The following is a 20,442-nucleotide window of genomic DNA, read 5'->3' as shown; positions in this document are numbered from 1 at the left end:
TCCCTTCCATGGCTACCATAGACTGGAAAGAAGCAGGCTCTTACACGGACATCAGGTACCACAAGGCCGAGGGGATCGCCAAGATCACCATAAACCGCCCCGAGGTCCGCAACGCCTTCCGGCCGCTGACGGTCATCGAGATGTCACGGGCGCTCGAAGACGCCCGCAACGACCCCGAGATCGGGGTGATCATCCTGACCGGAGAGGGCCCTGAGGCGTTCTGTTCCGGCGGGGACCAGAAGGTGCGGGGCGACACCGGATACCTCGAAGACCCGGAGAACCCGCCCCGCACGCCGGGCGGGGAATCCATCGGGCGCTTCGACGTCACCGAGTTCCACCTGCAGATGCGGCGCTGCCCCAAGCCCCTCGTAGCGATGGTCGCGGGCTACGCCGTCGGCGGCGGGCACGTCCTGCACGTCCTCTGCGACCTGACGATCGCCGCCGACAACGCGAAGTTCGGACAGAGCGGCACACGGGTCGGCTCCTTCGACGGCGGTTACGGGACCTCGATCCTCACCCAGCTCGTCGGCCCGAAGAAGGCCAAGGAGATCTGGTTTTTGGGCCGCACCTACTCGGCGCAGGAGGCACTCGAGATGGGGCTGGTGAACGCGGTGGTGCCGCTGGAGCGCCTGGAGGAGGAGACGGTCCGGTGGTGCAGGGAGATGCTCGAGAAATCGCCCTTCGCGCTGCGGCTGCTCAAGGCGAGCTTCAACGCCTACGAGGACGGCTTCGCCGGCATCCAGCAGCTCGCCCACGATGCGAACCTGATCTTCTACAGCACCGAAGAGGCGCAGGAGGGGCGCAACGCCTTCCTGGAGAAGCGCAAACCCGACTTCTCGAAGTTCCCCCGCCGCTCCTGAGGGTTTGTTCGGGCTCTACCGCTACCGCCTGCCGCTCGCGGGCCCGCCGACCCCCGGCGGAAAGACCCTCCCGGTGCGGGAGGGGCTCCTGATCCGGCTGGAGGAAGGCGGAGCCTGCGGCTGGGGCGAGGCCGCACCCCTGCCGGGCTTCTCGCGCGAGACCCTGGAGGAGGCCGCGCACGACCTGCGCGCCCTCGCCGCGGGCGGGGACCCCGACCACGCCTCCCCCTCCGCCCGCTTCGCCTTCGAGCTGGCCCGCCTCGACCTCGAAGCAGCCTCCTCCGGCAGGCCGCTCCACGCGCTCCTCTCGCCGCACCCGGCGTCGGAGGTGCGCCTCTGCGGCCTTCTGGAGGGCCCGCCCGAGGCGGTGCTCCCCGAGGCGGAGGGGATGCGCGAGGCGGGCTATGTGGCCGTCAAGCTCAAGGTCGGGCGCGCGGCTCCCGAAGAGGAGGCCGCGCTCGTCGGGGAGCTCTCAGCCCTGCTCGGCGGTATCCGGCTGCGGCTCGACGCCAACCGGGCCTGGAGTTTCGGGGAGGCCTTGCGCTTCTGCCGCGCCGTCCGCGGGGTGCCGATCGAATACCTGGAGGAGCCGCTCTACGAGCCCGCGGAGCTACCCCGACTGGCGGAGGAGACCGGCATCCCCATTGCGCTCGACGAGACCCTCCGCGAGATCGAACCGGAGGATCTCGCCCGCTGCCGCCACGTGCGGGCCGTGGTCCTAAAGCCCACGCTCCTCGGCGGGCTCTCGCGCTCGCTCGCCTTCGCGCGGGAGGCGCGCCGCATCGGGGCGGTCGCGGTCGCGAGCTCCTCCTACGAGAGCGGGGTCGGCACTTTGGGCCTCCTCGCGCTCGCCGCCTCCCTCGGGGACGCTCCCGCCGGGCTCGACACCTACCGCGCCTTCGAGGAGGACATACTCGAGAGCCCGCTCCCGCTCACGGGGCCGCGGGTGGACGCCGCCGCGCTCCTCTCCGGGGAGCACGCTGTCCTGAAGGACCGTCTAGAGGAGGTGGCGGCGTGAGGGAGGAGTGCACCGTCCCCTGCCCGCTGCGCGAGCGCGCGCGAGAGTTTCCAGAGACCCCCGCCGTCGAGGGGGATGGCGTCCGGATCACCTACCGGGAGCTCGACCGCCTCGTCTCGGCGGCGGCGCAGGCTCTGGAGGGGAGAGGGCTCGGGGACGGCTCCCGCGTTGCTCTACACATGAGGCGGGGCTGGCGGTACGTCGTCCTGATGCTCGGGGTGATGCGCGCCGGAGGGGTCGCCTGCCCGGTGAGCACCCGCCTGCCGCTCCCGGGCGTGCGGGACGCTCTGCGGCGCGCCGGGTGCGGAGTGCTTATCTCCGACGACGCAGCGCTGCTGCGGGGGCTCGAGGGCGTCGTGCGGCTGCGCCCGGAGGATCTCCTGGTAGAGGAGGGGGCGGCGTACGCTCCCACCCCTCTCGACATCGAACTCGACCGGCCCGCGACCGTCGTCTTCACCTCCGGGAGCACCGGGGAGCCCAAGGCCGCCCTGCACACCTGCGCCAACCACTACTTCAACGCCGCGGGCTCCAACCAGAACATCACCCTCGCCCCCGGCGACCGCTGGATGCTCTCGCTCCCGCTCTACCACGTGGGGGGTATCTCGATCCTCTTCAAGTGCCTCCTCTCCGGGGCCACGATCGCGCTGCCGGAGGAGGGAGCGCCGCTGGGGCGGGAGATCTCGCGCCTCGGCGTGACCCACGCCTCGCTCGTCTCCACCCAGCTCGTAAGGCTCCTGCGCGAGGAGAGCCCCGCGCTCGGCGGCCTCAGGGCCGTTTTGCTCGGGGCGAGCGCGATGCCTCCGTCCCTCATCTCCGAGTCCGTACGCAGGGGCATCCCGGTCCACACCAGCTACGGCCTCACCGAGATGGCCTCGCAGGTCACCTCCACCCCGCCCGGGGCCTCGCGCGAGGAGCTCTCGAGCTCCGGGAGGGTCCTGCCCCACCGCGAGCTCTCGATCTCCGGAGAAGGAGAGATCCTGGTGCGCGGCGGGACGCTCTTCGCCGGCTACCTGAAGGACGGCGGGGTGGAGCGCCCGCTCGACGCCGAGGGATGGTTCCACACCCGCGACCTCGGGCACCTCGACGAGAGGGGCTACCTGCACGTGAGCGGCCGGATGGACAACCGTTTCGTCTCCGGCGGCGAGAACGTCCAGCCCGAGGAGATAGAAGAAATCCTCTGCCGGATGGAGGGCGTCGAGCAGGCGGTCGTCGTCCCGGTCCCCGACGAGGAGTTCGGCGAGCGGCCCGTCGCCTTCGTCCGCGGCGTGGGCGAGCCCCCGGCGCAGGAGCTCTCCCGCGCCCTCCGCGAGACCCTCCCCGGCTTCAAGGTCCCCGACGCCTTCTACCCCTGGCCCTCCGGCCTCCCCGAGGGGATGAAGGTGGATCGCGGTCTCTTCCGCAGGCTCGCCCGGGAGCTCCGCGCCGGTCGCTGATAGACTCAGATCCGAGATCGAGGAGAAGGGGGATCCCCGTGCAGAAGACGTTCGATGTGGAGGCGGTTCGGAAGGAATTCCCGGCGCTCGGACGCAAGGTGGGCGGGCGTCCGGCGGTCTACCTGGACGGGCCCGGCGGCTCGCAGGTCGCCAGGGGCGCGATAGAGGCGGTCGCGGGCTACATGGAGCGCGGCGGGGCGAACCTGCACGGGGCGTTCGCCACGAGCGTCGAGACCGAGGAGATCATCGCCGGTGCCCGCGCCGCAGCGGCGGCGCTGCTCGGCGCGGAGGCGGAGGAGGTCGCCTTCGGGCCGAACATGACCACGCTCACCTTCGCCCTCTCGCGGGCGCTGGCCAGGGAGTGGGGAGAGGGCGACGAGATCGTCGTCACCGAGCTCGACCACCGGGCCAACGTCGACCCCTGGCTCCTTGCCGCTTCGGATAAGGGAGTAAAAACGCGCTGGATCCGGGTGGACACCGAGACCCTCACCCTCGATCTCTCCGACCTGGAGGAGAAGGTAAACGGGAGGACCCGCCTCGTCGCCGTCGGTCTCGCCTCGAACGCGGTGGGCACGGTGAACGAGGTGGCGGAGATCTCCCGCCAGGCGCACGAGGTCGGGGCCGTCGTCGCGGTGGACGCGGTGCACGCCGCGCCTCACCTCCCGATGGACCGCGACGCGCTCGGGGCGGACGTCCTCTCCTGCTCGGCGTACAAGTTCTTCGGTCCGCACGTGGGGATCGTCGCGGTGAGGCGGCCCCTCTTCGAGCGCCTCGAGCCGTACAAGGTCGAGCCCGCCCCCGACAACATCCCCGACAGACTCGAGACGGGCACCCAGAACCACGAGGGGATCGCCGGGGTCAAAGGAGCCGTAGACTTCATCGCCTCGCTCGGCGGCGGGAGCAGCCTGCGTGAGAGGATACTCTCCGGGATGCGGGCGATAGAGGAGTACGAGGACTCCCTCGCGCAGAGCTTCCGCGCCGCGCTGCGCGAGATCCCCGGGGTGACCCTCTACGCCGCCCCCGACGGCGTCCGAAAGACCCCCACGGTCGCGTTCCGTCTCGCAGGCCATACTCCGCGCGAGGTCTGCGAGTACATGGCCGAAAGGGGCTTCTTCGTCGCCGACGGGGACTTCTACGCCTCCACCCTCGCCGGGAGGCTCGGCATCCGGGATGAGGGCGGGTTCGTAAGGGCGGGCCTGGCCCCGTACAACATCGCGGAGGAGATAGAGGAATTTATCGGGGTGCTCGCGGAGCTGGCCGGGTAGAAGGGAAGAAGCGGGAGGGCCATCCGGTCCCTCCCGCTTGGAGCTTTGTGACCCTCCCTCAGCGCACGGTCGAGGGGATGCCTTCGATCGGGGAGTCTTCTGTGCCGGGAGTCCGGCGTGTGATCCTTTCGACCTGCTCGCGGGCCTTCTCCGGCTCGTTGACCCACATCCGGTAGAACTCGAACGGGTTCTCCGCGAACCCGTAGCGCCCGTCCTCGCCGCTTTTTATCGTGGCGGTGTAACCGCGGTGGACGAGCTTGTAGAGGTGGTTCTGCGACTGCCAGTTGGCCCGGGCGTCCCGGATCTGGCTGATGGAGATCTCCGCGTACTGGTTCTCCATCGGGGTGGTACCCGTTTCGCCTAAAGTGTGCCCGTCGAAGCCGATGATCGAGGAGTGCCCGAAGTACGAGTAGACCCCGTCGTAGCCCGCGGCGTTGGCGACCGCGACGTAGCAGTTGTTCGCCCAGGCCATCGTGCGGGCCATCATCACCTGCTGCTCCTTGGCCGGGTACATGTACCCCTGGCAGCGGACGATCAGCTCCGCACCCTTCATCGCGCAGTCGCGCCAGATCTCCGGGTAGTTGCCGTCGTCGCAGATGATGAGGCTCACCTTGATCCCTTTGGGTCCCTCGCTGACGTAGGTCCGGTCGCCGGGGTACCAGGCCTCGATGGGGCACCACGGCAGGATCTTGCGGTAGCGCTGGACGATCTCGCCCTCCGGGTTCATCAGGATGAGCGTGTTGTACGGTGTCTTGTTGGGATGATCCTCGTGCTTCTCGCCGGTGAGCGAGAACACGCCCCACACACCGTTCCTGCGGCACGCCTCGGCGAAGATCTCGGTCTCCTCCCCGGGTATCTCGGCCGAGAGCTCCATCATCTCGTCGTGGTCGTAGAGTATGCCGTGGGTGGAGTACTCCGGGAAGATCGCGAGGTCGAGCCCCGGATAACCCCGCTTGAGCCCGTCGATGTAGCTGCCGATCTTGTGGCAGTTCTCGAGAATCTCTTCCCTGCTGTGCAGCCGTGGCATCTGGTAGTTGACCACGGCGACGCCGACGGTGTCCCTGCTCGAGGAGATGTCCCCGTGACGCATGCTTCTCGCCTCCTTCCGCTGGCTGCCCGAAAGTTTTGAGATCAGGTGTGCTCCAGCTCGATCCCCGTGTATCACCCCCTTTCGGGGATATTGTACCTTCCGTGTCAGCGTGATCAGCGCATGGCCCAGCCGCCGCCGACCTCGAGCGTCTGCCCGGTGATGAAGGAGGCCTCCTCGCTCGCGAAGAACGCGACGGCGTACCCGACGTCCTCCGGTCTGCCCCGCCTCTTTATGCACTGCTGCTCCAGGATCCAGCGGTTGTAGCCCTCCTGGTCCGGGTGGACCTTCTCGGCGTCGGTGGGGAACGCGCCGGGGGAGACGGCGTTCACCGTGATCCCCTCCGGCCCGACCTCACGGGCGAGCGTGCGGGTGAAGCCGACGATCCCCCCTTTTGAGGAGACGTAGTCCAGAAACCCGGCCCAGCCGAGCAGGAAGGTGATGGAGGCGATGTTGACGATGCGGCCCCACCCGCGCTCTTTCATGTGCGGATGGACCGCCCGGGCGCACAGGAAGTAGCCCTTTAGGTTGACCGAGAGCACCCGATCCCACTCGTCCTCCTCTATCTCGGTCCACGGCCGCAAGGGGTAGATCGCGGCGTTGTTGACCAGGATGTCCGCCCCGCCGAGCTCCTCCGCGACACGCCCGACCATCCGCTCCACTGAGCTCCGATCCGAGACATCCGCCGAAAGCCCGATGCACCGGCCCCCTTCCTTCTCCACCTCCGCGGCGACCTTGCCCGCCTTCTCTTCGTCTACGTCCACCGCGGCCACCAGCGCCCCACGCCCGGCCAGAACCCGGCAGATCCCCTCCCCGAGACCCCCGCCTCCTCCGGTCACGATGGCCACCTTTCCCTCGATCCCTTCCAAAGCCGGATCCCCTCCTTCCTGGATGTATCGCCCCCGGTTCGGGAGCCGTCCTTGCCGTGGTATCGATTGCTTTTATCCCTTTCTGCAGACGATCCCACCGTTGACTATGGGAATCTACCCCTCCCGCCCGGTTGGGTCAAAACCGGGCCACGGTATCGAAAAAAATTATTCTCATGATAAGAATAAAAAATTTGTTCTATCGTAACGGTTGTTCTAGAGTGAGTGTGGAAGGAGCCGGAGCGCCGAAAGGAGCATGAAATGGTCGCGGTCCACTACATAGACTCCGAGACCGGAGGCGTCGTGGGATGCGGGTTCGCGGAGACGCTGCCTGAGGAGGGCAGCGTGGTCTCGCTCGAGGGTATGGGTGAGTGTGTCATCCTCAACTACTGGGAACTCAGGCCCGAGTCCTGCGACGTCTACGTTTGCAGGATGGACCCTGGGGAGGCTGCGGCCTGAGCCTCCTCTAGCTCAGCAGCAGGTACAGGAGCGCCTTCTGGGCGTGCAGGCGGTTCTCGGCCTGGTCTAGGACCCTGCTCTGCGGCCCGTCTATCACCTCCGGGGTGACCTCCTCCCCGCGGTGCGCCGGGAGGCAGTGCAGAAAGATGGCATCGTCTGCGGTGAGGGACATGAGCTTCCCGTTCACCTGGTAGGGGAGGAACCTCTGCTTGCGCTCCTCGGCCTCCGACTCCTGTCCCATGCTCGCCCACACGTCGGTGTAGACGGCCTGCGCGTCCGAAACGGCCTCCTCGGGGTCGTTGGTGAGCTTCGGGGCTGCTCCGAGGGAGGCGGCGAGCTCGACCACCTCGGGGTCCGGAGCGTAGCCCTCCGGGTGGGCTATCGTGAGCTGTGCGCCGGTGAGCGCGCAGCCTATTGCTAAAGAGTGGGCGACGTTGTTGCCATCGCCGACGAAGGCTATCCTCACGCCTTCGAGCGTGCCGAAGTTCTCCTGCACGGTGAGGAGGTCGGCGAGCGCCTGGCAGGGATGGTGGGTGTCGGAGAGGCCGTTTATCACGGGGACGTCCGCGGCGTCGGCCAGCTCTTCGAGCTCGGCGTGGTCGAAGGTGCGGACCATGATCGCGTCGATGTAGCGGGCGAGGACCCTTCCCGTGTCCGAGGGGGTCTCGCGCTTTCCCATCTGTATCTCGTCGGGTTTTATGTTGAGCGCGTGGCCGCCCAGCTGGTACATCCCGACCTCGAAGGAGACCCGCGTGCGGTTGGAGGGCTTCTGGAAGACCATCGCCAGCGTCCTGCCGCGCAGCGGCTGGAACGGGACCCGCGCCCGGCGCAGCGCCTTGAGCTTGGCGGCCTCTCCCAGGATGAGTTTGATCTCCTCGGGTGAGAACTCGGCGAGCGTGAGGCAGTCACGCCCGGAGATGGGGGAGAGGGAAGGACTCTGGTAGTCGGAGGAAGGGATCATCTCAGGCCACCGCCTTCTCTTTTTTTTCGCCGAGCGCCTTTTCGACGCCCTCTCGGAAGGTGTCGAGCGCGTACCGCACCTCCGCCCTCGTCACGGTGAGTGGCGGGGCGAGGCGCAGGGTCGTCCCCCCGATCATGCTGACGAGCACCCCTTCCTCGAGGCAGTGCTCGAAGACGCGCGGCGCGATCTCCGGGCCGAGTTCGAACCCGAGCAGGAGCCCCTCGCCGCGCACCTCGGACCCGGGCACCTTCTCGGCGAGCTTCGAGAGGGCGCTCTTGAGGATCGTGCCCTTGACGCGCACCTCCTCCAGGAAACCGGGCTCGTTTATGACGCCGAGGACGGCTTTTACCGCGGCCATCGCGAGCGGGTTGCCGCCGAAGGTCGAGCCGTGGGTGCCGGGGGTGAGCGAGGCGTACTCCTCCTTCGCGAGCAGCGCCCCGACCGGCACCCCGCCGCCGAGGCCCTTGGCGCTCGTTATCGCGTCGGGGACGACGCCGGTACCCTGGTAAGCGTAGAGGTGTCCGGTGCGCCCGGCCCCGGTCTGAACCTCGTCGAAGACGAGGAGCGCGTCGTGCTCGTCGCAGATCTCTCGCAGGCCTTCGAGGAACCCTTCGGGCGGCACGTTGATCCCGCTCTCACCCTGGATGGGTTCGACGAGGATCGCGGCGGTCTGCGGTCCTGCGGCCTCTCGCGTGGACTTCAGATCTCCGAACGGGACGTAGACGAAGCCCTCCGGAAGCGGCCCGAAACCCTCCTGCAGCGCCGGCTGGGCCGTCGCGGTGAGACCGCCGTAGGTACGCCCGTGGAACGAGCGGCTGAAGGTGATGATCTCGTGCTTCTGTGGACCGTGCTTGGTGTAGGCGTGGCGCCGGGCGAGCTTTATCGCGGCCTCGACCGCCTCGGTGCCGGAGTTGCAGAAGAAGACCCTCTCGAAGTCTGTCGCGCCGGTCAGGATCTCCGCCACCTCCTCCTGCAGCGGCACCCGGTAGAGGTTCGAGCAGTGGATGAGCTTCTCCGCCTGTTCTTTGATGGCCGAGACCAGCGCGGGGTGGGCGTGGCCCAAAGAGTTCGTGGCGATCCCGCCGATGAAGTCCAGGTAGCTCTTGCCTTCCGCATCGAAGAGCCAGCTCCCCTGCCCGCTCACGGGCGCTATACCGAGTCGTTTGTAGTTGTCCATCAGGGCCGTCATGTGATGTCTCCTCCCGACACTAGCGTACCGACCTTTTCTCCGGAGGCGGCCCGAAGCAGCATCCCTTCCCTGCCGCCGTTGACTATCCTCGCTTCGACTCCGCCGCGCGCGGCCGCGGCGGCGGCCCGCAGCTTCGGGACCATCCCCCCGGCCGCGGTCCCGTCTCCGATGCGCTCTTCGCACCCTTCGGGGGTGAGCGAGCTCACCACCCTTCCTCCCTCGAGCAGCCCGTCGACGTCGGTGAGCAGCAGCAACGTCCCGGCCCCGAGACCGATGGCGAGGGAGGCCGCCGCCAGGTCGGCATTGACGTTGTACACTCCCTCCGGCCCGAGCCCGAGCGGGGCGATGACCGGGACGAAGCCGCCCTCCCACAGCGTCCGCACCAGGTGCGGCCGCACCTCCTTTACCTCCCCGACCCGGCCGAGGCCCACGACCGGCTCGACCAAAAGCGTCGGTCCGTCGGTGCCCGAGACACCGGCCGCCGCGACCCCGCGGGACTGGAGCTGCCGGACGAGCGCCTTGCCGAGGGAGCAGAAGACCATCTCGGCGACCTCCGCGGCCTCCGGGCTCGTGACCCGCAACCCCTCCCTGAACTCGCTCTTCATGCCGAGCGCGTCGAGCATCCGGCTGAGCTGGACCCCTCCTCCGTGCACCAGCGCGACCGGCGCCCCCAGCTCCACCAGGCGCGGCAGATCCGCGAGCGCCCCTCCTGCCAGCGACCCGCCTCCGACCTTGACGACGACGGGCTTCACGTCCGGTAGCTCCCGTTGATCTCGACGTAGCCGTGGGTGAGGTCACAGCCCCACGCCTCGGCCGACCCGTCCCCTTCATCGAGGCGGGCCGAGATCCTGACCTCTTCTCCGGAGAGCGCCGCCCCCGCCTCCGCCTCGTCGTAGGCTGCCGGCTCTCCGCCGGAGAAGACGACGACGTCGCCGAATCGGATCTCGACCCGGCCCGGGTCGAAGGGTGCCCCGGAGTAGCCCATGGCGACGAGCACCCGCCCCCAGTTGGCGTCCTCGCCGAAGACCGCGGCCTTGACCAGGTTGCTCCCCGCGACTGCCCGGGCGAGAGCCGCCGCCGACTCCTCGTCCCGCGCCCCTTCCACGGACACCTCGATCAACTTCGTCGCCCCCTCGCCGTCGCGGGCGATCTCACGCGCCAGGTGCCGCATCACGCCCTCCACCGCGGCCGCGAACGCCGGATGGTCCGGCGAGTCTTTCGCGACGGGCACGTTCCCCGCGGCGCCGTTCGCGAGCGCGATCGCCATGTCGTTGGGGGAGGTGTCCCCGTCGACCGTGACCCGGTTGAACGTGCGCCGGGTCGCCTCCCGCAGCAGCTCCTGCAGATACTTCTTCTCCACCGCGGCGTCGGTGGCGAGGAAGGCGAGCATCGTACCCATGTTCGGGTGGATCATGCCGCTCCCCTTCGCGACCCCCCATACCTCTACGTCCCTCCCGGACACCTCGCAGCGCGCCACGCACCCCTTGGTCCCGGTGTCGGTCGTCAGGATCGCGCGCGCGAAGCCCTCGCCCCCGCGCCCGAGCGCCTCGCACGCCCCCCGTATGCCACGTGCCACCTTCTCCATCGGCAGGTACTCCCCGACGACCCCGGTGGAGGCGACGGCGACCTCCCCCGACCCGACCCCGAGCGCCTCCGCGGCGACCTCCTGCATCCTCCTCGCGTCCGCGATTCCCCGCTCCCCGGTCGCCGCGTTCGCGTTGCCGCTGTTCGCGACGACCGCCCGCACGTCCCCGCCCTCTATCGCCTCGCGGGTTACGAGGAGCGGCGCGGCCTTCACCGCGTTCCGCGTGTACACCCCGGCCGAGGCGCACGGAAGCTCCGAGAAGAGCACCCCCACATCGAGCCTGCCCTCCTCCCGGATCCCGCCCGCCGCAGCACCGCACGAAAACCCCTCCGGCAGAGCCGCCACGCCAGGGAGGATCTTTATTCCATATTCTGCAAACTTATTCATCGGCCCGGCTATTGTCGCATCCAGAACCGCCGGGGTCAACGATTTTATTCAATTTCTTGAATATTTATCCGACAGCTGGTTCAATAGGGCGCATGGGACTTGCGGTCGGTATATACGGTGGCGGCGGGTACGCGGGGCAGGAGCTGGTGAGGCTCCTCTCCGGGCACCCGGAGGTCGGCAGGCTCGAGGTGGCCTCGCGGGGGCATGCCGGGAGGTGTGTGGGCGAGGTCTACCCGCATCTGGCGGTGGAGGGGAAGTTCGTCTCTCCCGAGGAGGTGGATGCGGGGGCGCTCGATGTGGCGTTCGTCGCGTACGCGCACGGGGAGAGCGCGCGGGCGGTGAAGGAGATCCTCGATGCCGGGGCGAAGCTCGTGGTCGACCTCTCGGCCGATTTCCGGCTCCCTGAGGCTCTGTATGGCGAGTGGTACGGGGAGCATCCCGCGCGGGAGCTCATCGCGGAGGCCCACTACGGGATTCCCGAGCTGTTCGGCAGGCCGGAGGGGAGGCTGGTCGCGAACCCCGGCTGCTACCCGACGGCGGCCGTTCTCGCGCTCGCGCCGGTGGTGAAGCGGGTGGGTGGTAGGATCCGGGCCGTCGCGGTAAACGCGCTCTCCGGGGTGAGCGGGGCCGGGGCGAAGCCGGGCGCGAGGACCCACTTCGTGAGCGCCAACGAGAACGTCACGCCGTACGGGGTGCCGCGCCACCGGCACACGCCGGAGATGGAGGAGGCGCTGCGGCGCTTCGGGAAGGTGCCGCCGGTCACCTTCGTGCCGCATCTCATCCCGGTGAGCCGGGGCATCCTTGAGACGATCGTCGTGGATCTGGACGAGGTGCCGGAGGCGGAGGATGTCTTGCGCTGGTACGAAGAGGACTACGAGGGGTGGTCCTTCGTCGAGGGGCGGGAGGAGCTCCCCCAGATCTCGCACGTCGCCAACACCAACCGGGTCAGGCTTTCGGCGGCGGTCGACGGGCGCGCCGGGAGGCTGCTTCTCTTCGCGGCCGAGGACAACCTGCTCAAGGGGGCTGCGGGGCAGGCGGTGCAGAACATGAACCTGGCATTCGGGTACCCCGAGGACCTCGGGCTCGCACATCTCAGGTAGGAGGGAAGGCGCTTTGGACTCGCAGGCTGGCTTGAACGTGGACAAGACGACCAGGCAGAACCTCATACTCAGGCTCATCTCCGAGCGGGAGCTCGGCACCCAGCAGGACGTCGTCGCGGCGCTCGCCGAGGAGGGGGTCGAGGTCGCCCAGGCCACCGTCAGCCGGGACCTGGCCGAGCTGGGGGTTCTCAAGGTGGGGAACCGTTATCTCGCGCTCCCGCACGAGCCGGGTTCGGCGAGCATCGAGGTCTTGCCGAGCTTCGTCCTCGGCGTCACCCCGGCGCAGAACATCGTCGTCATCCACACCCGCGACGGGACCGCTGGGGCCGTCTCGAGCGTCCTCGACCGGGTGAAGGGTCTCAAGATAGTCGGGACCGTCGCCGGGCAGGACACCGTGCTCGCGGTCGCGCCGGACACACAGGCCGCAAAGGAGGTCGCGGACCTCATCGCCGACGTCTGCCGCGCCCGCACCCGCCCGGCCGGGAGCATGGAGTAGCTTCGAAGGAAGATAGGAGTCATCGTATGTCGCTCGAAGGCAAGAAGGTCGTGCTCGCATACTCCGGGGGGCTCGACACCTCGGTGAGCATAAAGCGCCTGGAGGAGAAGGGGGCCGAGCCCTACGCTCTGTATGTTGACCTGGGGCAGGGCGAGGCCGAGACCGACGTGAAGGAGAAGGCCCTCGCGATAGGCGCCGCGGACTGCTTCGTCGTGGACGGGAAGGAAGAGTTCGCCGGGGAGTACGTCGCCCCGGCGATAAAAGCCAACGCGCTCTACGGCGGGAAGTACCCGCTGTTTACCGCGCTCGGTCGCTACCTGATCTCGAAGAAGCTCGTCGAGGCGGCCCGCCGGGTCAGGGCTACCCACATCGCGCACGGCTCGACGGGCAAGGGCAACGACCAGGTACGCTTCGACGTGACGACCGCCTCGCTCGCCCCGGACCTCATCGTGGTCGCCCCGACCCGCGACTGGAAGATGAGCCGCCCCGAGGAGATAGAGTACGCCCGCGAGCACGGCATCCCCGTCCCCGCGACGAAGGAGTCCCCCTACAGCGTGGACGAGAACCTCTGGGGCCGCTCGATAGAGGCCGGGCCGCTCGAGGACCCGGAGCACGAACCCACCCCCGACGTCTACGAGCTCACCACCGACCCCGAAGACGCCCCGGACGAGCCCACCTACGTCGAGCTCGGCTTCGAGGAGGGGCTCCCGGTCAGCCTGGACGGTGAGGAGATGCCGCTCGTCGCGCTCATCGCTCACCTGAACGAGATCGCGGGCTCCCACGGCGTCGGGCGCCTCGACATGATCGAAGACCGCCTGGTCGGGATAAAGAGCCGCGAGATCTACGAGGTCCCCGCCGCGACCGTCATCATCGCTGCCCACCAGGAGCTCGAGAGCCTGACTCTCCCCAAGGACGTGCTGCGCTTCAAGGCTCACGTAGAGCAGCGCTACGCCGAGCTCGCCTACGAGGGCCTGTGGTTCACCCCGCTCAAGGCGGCCCTCGATGCCTTTGTCGACGAGACCCAGAAAGCCGTCACCGGCACCATCCGCATGAAGCTCTACAAAGGTACCTTCACGCCGGTCTCGCGCAGCGCCCCGAAGGCCCTCTACAGCAAGGACCTCGCCACCTACGACCCCGAGAGCACCTTCGACGAGTCCGCCGCCGCCGGGTTCATCGCGCTCTGGGGGCTGCCGGCCCGCCAGTGGGCCGCCGTCCACGGTGGGATCGAACGGGTCTCGCCACAGAGAGCCGGCTGAGAGCGGAAGAGGCCTGGCTGCGGTAACCTCTACGCGTGGGTGAAAAGCTGGATTCCATCATGATGCGCCGGGCGCTCGAAGCCGCCCGTGAGGCCGCCTCCAGAGGCGAGGTGCCCGTGGGCGCCGTCGTGGCCCGCGGGGAGGAGGTGCTCGCCGTGGCCTCCAACGAACGCGAGGCGACCGGTGACCCCACCGCTCACGCCGAACTCCTCGCGATCCGACGGGCGGCCGCAAGGCTCGGCGGCTGGCGTCTCACCGGCTGCACCCTCTACTCGACCCTCGAGCCCTGCCCGATGTGCGCCGGCGCCGTCCACGCCGCACGCCTCTCCCGCCTCGTCTACGCCGCCCCGGACCCCAAAGCCGGCTACGCCGGAACCCTCCACAGCGTCCCCGAAGACTCCCGCCTCAACCATACCACCCGCACATCGCGCGGGGTGCTCGAAGGGGAATCCGCAAGTCTCCTGCGCTCCTTCTTTCACGCCCGACGGCGCCCCTCCCAGGGAAGCCCGGATACACCTGAACCACAGGTTGAGAGGTATCGAAGTTTGAAGTCCAGCTGAAATCTTCGATGTGTGAACCGGATGTGAAGGTACGCGCTTTGCCGGTAATTTTGGTGATGGCGAACGAGACGAAAATTTTTTCAAAAAATTTTTCACCCGGGGCTCCTCTCTGTTAAACCGCTTAAACAACGCATTTTTGCATGGTATTGCTTGATGAAGTTCATGTTGAGGTTTAAATAGCCGGTGTTGCGATCCGAAAATGTGGTGTGCTAGCTTTTTGCGCAGCCCAGATATGGTATTGCGCAGAGAGCGGGGGGTGAGAATGCAGTGTCCGTACTGTGATTACGAGGACACGAAGGTCATAGACTCGCGGCTTTCGGAGAGCAAGGATGCGGTGAGGCGTCGTCGGGAGTGTCTTTCTTGTGGGAGGCGTTTCACCACCTACGAGCGGCGGGAGCCGCTGCAGATAATGGTGGTCAAGCGCAGTGGGGAGCGGGAGCCCTTCGACCGGGGCAAGCTGCGGGCCGGGCTTGAGAAGGCGTGTGCGAAGCGTCCGATCTCCGGGGAGACCATAGACCTGATAGTGGATGAGATAGAGACGGAGATAAGGGAGCGGCGCAGGCACGAGGTCACCTCGAGAAGGCTCGGGGACATGGTCCTGCTCAAGCTCCGGCACATAGACATGGTCTCCTATCTGAGGTTCGCCTCCGTCTACCGTCAATACACCGACGTGGACCAGTTCCGCTCGGAGCTGATGAAGCTCGCCGGGTCGAGGTTGAGCAACACGGGCGCGAGGTAGTCGAAAAAACAGGGGTGGGAAGAGCCCGCCGCGCAGTAGAATCAGGGGAGGATGGGCATGGATTCCGATCTCGAACGGTTGACCGACATAGAACTGACCGAGAACGCGCTCGCGGTTCTCAAGAAGCGCTACCTGAAGAAGAACGAGCGCGGGGAGGCCATAGAGGAGCCCATAGACATGTTCCGCCGGGTGGCGGCGAACATCGCCGAGGCGGAGCTGAAGTTCACCGAGGGAGAGAAGGGCCGGGCGTTGTACGAGGAGTGGCGGGAGCGCTTCCTGCAGTTGATGCTCTCGCGGAAGTTCATGCCCAACTCGCCGACCCTCATGAACGCCGGAAGGGAGTTGCAGCAGCTCTCGGCGTGTTTCGTACTGCCCGTCCCGGACTCCATAGACGGCATCTACGAGACCCTGAAGCACCAGGCGATGATCCACAAGTCCGGGGGTGGGACGGGCTTCTCGTTCTCGCGTCTTAGGCCCAAGAACGACATCGTCAAGAGCACGATGGGCGTCTCCAGCGGGCCGGTCTCGTTCATGGCGATCTACGACGCCTCCACGGACAAGATAAAGCAGGGCGGGACCAGGCGCGGGGCGAACATGGGCATCCTGCGCGTCGACCACCCGGACATCGAGGAGTTCATAACCTGCAAGCGCGACAACGACCAGATCAACAACTTCAACATCTCCGTCGCGATAACCGACGCGTTCATGCAGGCGGTCGAGCGTGACGAGGACTTCGGGCTCGTCAACCCGAGAAACGGCGAGGTGGTAAGGAAGGTCAGGGCGCGCGAGCTCTTCCGCAAGATCGTGGAGGGAGCCCACCTCAACGGCGAGCCCGGCGTGGTCTTCATCGACAGGATAAACGCGGACAACCCCACCCCGCAGTTCGAGATAGAGTCGACGAACCCCTGCTCTGAGGCGCACCTGCCGCCCTACGACTCGTGCAACCTGGGGAGCATAAACCTCGAGCGCTTCGTCAAGGTCGAAGGCAGCGGGGGAGAGAGGGCCTCTCTCGCCGATGGGAACACCGAGGTCTCGACCTACGTGGACTGGGACGACCTGAGGAAGACCGTGCATACGGCGGTGCGCTTCCTGGACAACGTCATAGAGCAGAACAACTACCCGCTGCCCCAGATAGAGGAGATGAGCAAGGGCAACCGCCGCATCGGGCTCGGGGTGATGGGGTTCGCGGACGCCCTGATCGAACTCGGCATCCCCTACGACTCCGAGGAGGGGCTCGATTTCGCCCGGCGGGTCATGAAGTTCATAGACGACGAGGCGTGGGAGGCTTCGCGCGCGCTCGCCAGGGAGAGAGGCGTCTTCGCCAACTACGAGGGTTCACGGCACGAGGCCCGGGGCGACAGGGTGCGCAACGCCACGGTCACGACCATAGCCCCGACCGGGACGATCTCGATGATCGCCGGCTGCTCCGGCGGGATAGAGCCCCTCTACGCCATAGCCTTCATGCGGCGTCAGGCCGACATGGAGATGCCCGACGTGAACCCCCAGTTCGTCAGGCTCGCCAGGGAGAGGGGCTTCTACTCCGAGGAGCTCATGCGCCGGGTGGCCCAGGAGGGCAGCGTGCGACACCTGGAGGAGGTTCCGGAGGACGTCAGGCGGGTGTGGGTCACCGCCCACGACATCTCTCCCGAGTGGCACGTCCGGATGCAGGCGGCCTTCCAGGAGCACACCTCGATGGGCATCTCGAAGACGATAAATTTGCCCAACGAGGCGACGCCGAAGGACGTCGAGGACGCCTACCTCCTGGCCTACAGGACCGGCTGCAAGGGCATCGCCGTCTACCGCGACGGCTCACGCGAGGAGCAGGTCCTCTCGACGGGGAAGACCACCTCGTCCTCCCCGAAGGAGGAGGTCCGCCGGGTCTCCCTGGCCGAGGCGCGAAACGGCCGTCCCAGGACGCTCTCGGGGGTGACGAAGAAGATCCAGACGGGCCACGGACCGCTCTACGTGACGATGAACGACGACGAGTTCGGGCCGAGGGAGTGCTTCGTCGTCCTGGGCAAGGCCGGGGGGACGGCCTCGGCGTTCTCCGACGCGCTGGGGCGCATGATCTCGCTGGCCGAGAAGCACGGGGCGACCCCGGCGGAGATAGTGCACCAGCTGAGGGGCATACAGGACGGACACCCCGCCGGTATCGGACCGAACGCGGTGCTCTCCGTGCCGGACGGCGTGGCGCGGGCCATGGCCGAGCACTACCTCGTCGAGGGCGCGGAGAAGCGTGAGAACCTGCCCATCATCGGGGCGTGCCCGGAGTGCGGCAGCGGGCTCACCCGCCAGGAGGGGTGCGTGGTGTGCCACTCCTGTGGCTATTCCAAGTGCGGTTGAGCCCCGACGGGATCGTGTGAATTCTCGCGCACGACCGCAAGGAATGCTTCAAGGACCGGGCTCGACCTGGCGGGGGGCCAGACGAAGCCGAGCTCCACGCTCGGGGAGAGCCCGGAGACCCTCTTGTAGAGTACGCCCTTGCGGCTCAGATTCTGCACGGAGGCCGGCACGAGCGCCACACCCAGGCCGCCGGCGACCAGACCGACGATCGTCTGCATGAGCCAGACGTCCTTCTGGACGGCGTTGGGGACGAAGCCGGCCCTGCGACAGGCCTCGGTGACCTGTCCGTGGAGGCCGGGCATTAGCCGGTAGCGCATCGGGAGGATGAAGGGCTCGTGCGCGACCTCCCGCAGGTCGACCTCGGGCTCCGGGGCTAGGGGATGCCGCTCCGGGAGCGCGAGGACCAGCGGCTCGCGCGAGACACGCTCTATGCTGAGCGAGGGATCCTCCAGCGGCAGGTACAGGAAGCCCGCGTCTATCTTGCCCTCGTGCAGCTGCTGGACTATCTGGTCCGGCTTCATCTCGCTCAGGAAGAGCTCCACGCCCGGGTAGAGCTCCCTGAAGCTGTGCAGGATCTCCGGCAAGATCTCGTTGGACGCCGAGGGGACGAACCCCAGAGCGAGCCGCCCGACCTCCCCGTGCCCCACCCGCTGGACCACCCGCACCGCCTGGTCCAGCTGGATGAAGAACCTCCGTGCCTCCTCCAGGAGCATCTCCCCGGCCTCCGTCAGCCGCACCCCCCGGCTCGTCCGCTCGAAGAGCAACACCCCGAGCTCGCTCTCCAGCTGCTTGATCTGGTTGCTCAGAGGAGGCTGCGCCATGTGTAGCCGCTGCGCCGCCCGGCTGATGCTCATCTCCTCCGCCACCGCGACGAAGTACTGCAGGTGCCTGAGCTCCATCCTTTCCCATACCTCTTCCGTATATCCTGTTCGTGCAAACGGTATTGGACATATAGCAATGTCGGGCTCAAAATGTCAAGCTGCGGGAGGTGCGAGAGAGGAGGAGAGATGCCGACGGTCAGGGAGGCTGTCTACGAGCTGTTGCGCGGGTGGGGGATGACCACGATCTTCGGGAATCCGGGGTCGAACGAGCTGCCTTTCCTGAGCGATTTTCCTTCGGATTTCCGGTACGTTCTGGGGCTGCACGAGGGGGTCGTGGCCGGGATGGCGGACGGGTACGCGCAGGCCACGGGCCGCCCGGTCCTGGTCAACCTGCACTCTGCGGCCGGGGTGGGCAACGCGATGGGGGCGCTGGTCAACGCCCGTTTCGGTCGCTCGCCGCTGGTAGTGACGGCCGGGCAGCAGGCGAGGCCCATGATCACGCTGGAGGCGTTGCTCACGAACGTGCACGCGACCCGGTTGCCGGAGCCATTGGTGAAGTGGAGCTACGAGCCGCCGCGGGCCGAGGAGGTTCCCGCTGCGATCTCGCGTGCGGTACACACCGCATCCCTGCCCCCGCGCGGGCCGGTCTTCGTCTCGGTGCCGCTGGACGACTGGTCAGCGGAGGTCGACCGGGAGCAGCTTGAGCTTCTGCGCGAGAGGCGGGTCGACGCGCCGGGCGTGCTGGAGGAGGGGGCGGTGCGCCGGCTGGCCCGGAGAATAGACCGGGCCGAGAATCCCGTCTTCGTCGTGGGTTCCGAGGTCGATACCGGGGGAGCGTTCCAGGATGCCGTCAGGCTCGCCGAGAAGAGCCGCATGCCGGTCTGGGTCGCACCATCCGGATATCGCTGCCCCTTCCCGACGGACCACCCCTGCTTCCGCGGCGTGCTCCCGATCGGGATGAAGTCGCTCGCAGAATGCCTGCGTGGCCACGATCTCGTCCTGGTGGCCGGGGCGCCGGTCTTCCGCTACCACGCCTACGAGCCGGGGCGCTACCTGCCGCCTGGGGCCTCCCTGATCGCTCTGACCCAGGACCCAGAGGAGGCCGCCCGGGCGCCCTTCGGGGAAGCCCTGCTCGTCGACGTGCCCTCGGCGTTGCGGCAGCTCGCCGGGGCGGTCTCGCACTCCGGCAGGCCCGAGCCGGAGCCGCCACCCCGGCCCGCTCCGGCGCCCCAGAGCCTCCCGCTCTCCCCGGGCGCGGTCTACGACGTGCTCGACGACGTCCTCCCGGAGGGAACGATCTTCGTCAACGAGTCGACGGTGGACAAGGAAATCTTCTGGGAGCGGGTGAGGATGCGGCAGCCCGGCAGCTACTACTTCGCGGCCGCCGGCGGGCTCGGCTTCGGGCTGCCGGCCGCCGTGGGCGTCAAGATGGCCCTCCCCGAGCGGCCGGTCGTCGCCGTTATCGGGGATGGGTCCGCCCAGTACTCGATACAGGCCCTGTGGAGCGCGGCGAATTACGGGGTGCCGGTGACCTTCGTGATCCTGCGCAACGAGAGCTACGCCGTGCTCGAATGGTTCGGCGGCGTCCTGGGGACCGGGGACGTACCCGGCACCGAGCTTCCCGGGATAGATACCACGAAGCTGGCCGGGGGCTACGGCGTGGCCGCCAGGAGAGTCGAGACTACGAAGGAGCTCGCCGCCGCGCTCAAAGACGCCCTCTCCTCCGGCGCTCCCGACCTGATAGAGGTTCCGGTCGGGAGGCCTTGAGGATTCTTCCCGGGCCATACCTCTCGCATATGAGGTGAGACCCAGAAGGTATTTGTCCGCCCGGATCCGCGCTGCTAGATTGCATATCAGGTGGACCATACGAAGGAGGAGAGGGATGGAGGGATCTAGGAGCCTCGAAGACCTTGTGCGGGAGGCGGGGCGGGATGGGATCGCGCGGATGCTGCGCAACTCTCAGATAGGTCCCTATGCCTTCCCCGGGGTACCGGCAGAGTTCACCAACTGGCGTGAT

The 20,442-nt window shown here is 67.6% G+C and carries 19 protein-coding genes; 12 read left to right on the top strand and 7 right to left on the bottom strand.

Annotated features, from left to right (window positions below):
- Positions 1-8: 8 nt before the first annotated feature.
- From menB to AC6EKW_RS14510, 4 genes are read left to right on the top strand one after another with little or no spacing between them, the layout of a single operon-like run.
- Entirely contained in the window at positions 9-860 is an 852-nt protein-coding gene (gene menB, locus AC6EKW_RS14525) for a 1,4-dihydroxy-2-naphthoyl-CoA synthase (protein WP_273889389.1), read from the top strand.
- Positions 861-864: 4 nt separating this feature from the next.
- Complete coding sequence (gene menC, locus AC6EKW_RS14520; protein ID WP_498514778.1) at positions 865-1,878, top strand: o-succinylbenzoate synthase; 1,014 nt, start codon at positions 865-867, stop codon at positions 1,876-1,878.
- Positions 1,875-3,311 (top strand): o-succinylbenzoate--CoA ligase, encoded by a 1,437-nt coding sequence (gene menE, locus AC6EKW_RS14515; protein ID WP_498514777.1) that lies wholly within the window; start codon positions 1,875-1,877, stop codon positions 3,309-3,311. Before menC ends, menE begins: the two co-directional genes overlap by 4 nt.
- Before the next feature lie 38 nt (positions 3,312-3,349).
- Positions 3,350-4,576, top strand: coding sequence for a cysteine desulfurase-like protein (locus tag AC6EKW_RS14510; protein WP_273889386.1), 1,227 nt, complete (start codon positions 3,350-3,352; stop codon positions 4,574-4,576).
- A gap of 58 nt (positions 4,577-4,634) precedes the next feature.
- On the opposite strand, the gene AC6EKW_RS14505 is transcribed toward AC6EKW_RS14510, so the two are convergent.
- A complete protein-coding gene (locus AC6EKW_RS14505) occupies positions 4,635-5,666 on the bottom strand; it encodes an aliphatic amidase (RefSeq protein ID WP_273889385.1) in 1,032 nt (343 codons plus the stop codon).
- A 113-nt stretch (positions 5,667-5,779) separates the two neighbouring features.
- Entirely contained in the window at positions 5,780-6,532 is a 753-nt protein-coding gene (locus tag AC6EKW_RS14500) for an SDR family NAD(P)-dependent oxidoreductase (protein ID WP_273889384.1), read from the bottom strand.
- 258 nt (positions 6,533-6,790) lie between these two features.
- Here AC6EKW_RS14500 and AC6EKW_RS14495 point away from each other — a divergent pair, with 258 nt between their 5' ends.
- Positions 6,791-6,988 (top strand): hypothetical protein, encoded by a 198-nt coding sequence (locus AC6EKW_RS14495; protein ID WP_273889383.1) that lies wholly within the window; start codon positions 6,791-6,793, stop codon positions 6,986-6,988.
- Between the two features lie 7 nt (positions 6,989-6,995).
- On the opposite strand, the gene argF is transcribed toward AC6EKW_RS14495, so the two are convergent.
- Genes argF through argJ form a run of 4 tightly spaced genes read right to left on the bottom strand, consistent with a single transcriptional unit; the run spans position 6,996 to position 11,110 of the window.
- Positions 6,996-7,949 (bottom strand): ornithine carbamoyltransferase, encoded by a 954-nt coding sequence (gene argF / locus AC6EKW_RS14490; protein ID WP_273889382.1) that lies wholly within the window; start codon positions 7,947-7,949, stop codon positions 6,996-6,998.
- A gap of 1 nt (position 7,950) precedes the next feature.
- A complete protein-coding gene (locus AC6EKW_RS14485; protein ID WP_498514776.1) occupies positions 7,951-9,138 on the bottom strand; it encodes an aspartate aminotransferase family protein in 1,188 nt (395 codons plus the stop codon).
- Positions 9,135-9,890, bottom strand: a complete 756-nt coding sequence (gene argB, locus AC6EKW_RS14480) for an acetylglutamate kinase (protein WP_498514775.1) — start codon at positions 9,888-9,890, stop codon at positions 9,135-9,137. The genes AC6EKW_RS14485 and argB overlap by 4 nt, the downstream gene beginning before the upstream one ends.
- The gene (gene argJ, locus AC6EKW_RS14475; protein ID WP_498514774.1) at positions 9,887-11,110 is read right to left on the bottom strand and encodes a bifunctional glutamate N-acetyltransferase/amino-acid acetyltransferase ArgJ; all 1,224 of its coding nucleotides are present in this window, start codon (positions 11,108-11,110) and stop codon (positions 9,887-9,889) included. The genes argB and argJ overlap by 4 nt, the downstream gene beginning before the upstream one ends.
- Before the next feature lie 92 nt (positions 11,111-11,202).
- Here argJ and argC point away from each other — a divergent pair, with 92 nt between their 5' ends.
- The 6 genes from argC (at position 11,203) to AC6EKW_RS14445 (ending at position 17,604) form a co-directional block, all read left to right on the top strand.
- Entirely contained in the window at positions 11,203-12,210 is a 1,008-nt protein-coding gene (gene argC / locus AC6EKW_RS14470) for an N-acetyl-gamma-glutamyl-phosphate reductase (RefSeq protein ID WP_498514773.1), read from the top strand.
- A 13-nt stretch (positions 12,211-12,223) separates the two neighbouring features.
- Positions 12,224-12,706: an arginine repressor gene (locus AC6EKW_RS14465; RefSeq protein WP_273889377.1), complete on the top strand. Its 483-nt coding sequence runs from the start codon at positions 12,224-12,226 to the stop codon at positions 12,704-12,706.
- A 26-nt stretch (positions 12,707-12,732) separates the two neighbouring features.
- Positions 12,733-13,962, top strand: a complete 1,230-nt coding sequence (locus AC6EKW_RS14460; protein ID WP_498514772.1) for an argininosuccinate synthase — start codon at positions 12,733-12,735, stop codon at positions 13,960-13,962.
- Positions 13,963-13,997: 35 nt separating this feature from the next.
- Positions 13,998-14,522 (top strand): nucleoside deaminase, encoded by a 525-nt coding sequence (locus AC6EKW_RS14455; RefSeq protein ID WP_498514771.1) that lies wholly within the window; start codon positions 13,998-14,000, stop codon positions 14,520-14,522.
- 262 nt (positions 14,523-14,784) lie between these two features.
- Positions 14,785-15,261 (top strand): transcriptional regulator NrdR, encoded by a 477-nt coding sequence (gene nrdR / locus AC6EKW_RS14450; protein ID WP_273889392.1) that lies wholly within the window; start codon positions 14,785-14,787, stop codon positions 15,259-15,261.
- 57 nt (positions 15,262-15,318) lie between these two features.
- Positions 15,319-17,604, top strand: coding sequence for a vitamin B12-dependent ribonucleotide reductase (locus AC6EKW_RS14445; protein ID WP_273889374.1), 2,286 nt, complete (start codon positions 15,319-15,321; stop codon positions 17,602-17,604).
- On the opposite strand, the gene AC6EKW_RS14440 is transcribed toward AC6EKW_RS14445, so the two are convergent.
- On the bottom strand, positions 17,586-18,503 hold the full coding sequence (locus AC6EKW_RS14440) for a LysR family transcriptional regulator (RefSeq protein ID WP_273889373.1): 918 nt from the start codon (positions 18,501-18,503) through the stop codon (positions 17,586-17,588). The two genes, AC6EKW_RS14445 and AC6EKW_RS14440, sit on opposite strands and share 19 nt — an antisense overlap.
- A gap of 108 nt (positions 18,504-18,611) precedes the next feature.
- Here AC6EKW_RS14440 and mdlC point away from each other — a divergent pair, with 108 nt between their 5' ends.
- Entirely contained in the window at positions 18,612-20,192 is a 1,581-nt protein-coding gene (gene mdlC, locus AC6EKW_RS14435) for a benzoylformate decarboxylase (RefSeq protein WP_498514770.1), read from the top strand.
- Positions 20,193-20,442 lie beyond the last annotated feature (250 nt).

It is taken from the genome of Rubrobacter sp. M3-4, assembly GCF_059772285.1.
This window is presented reverse-complemented; position numbering and strand designations above follow the sequence as displayed.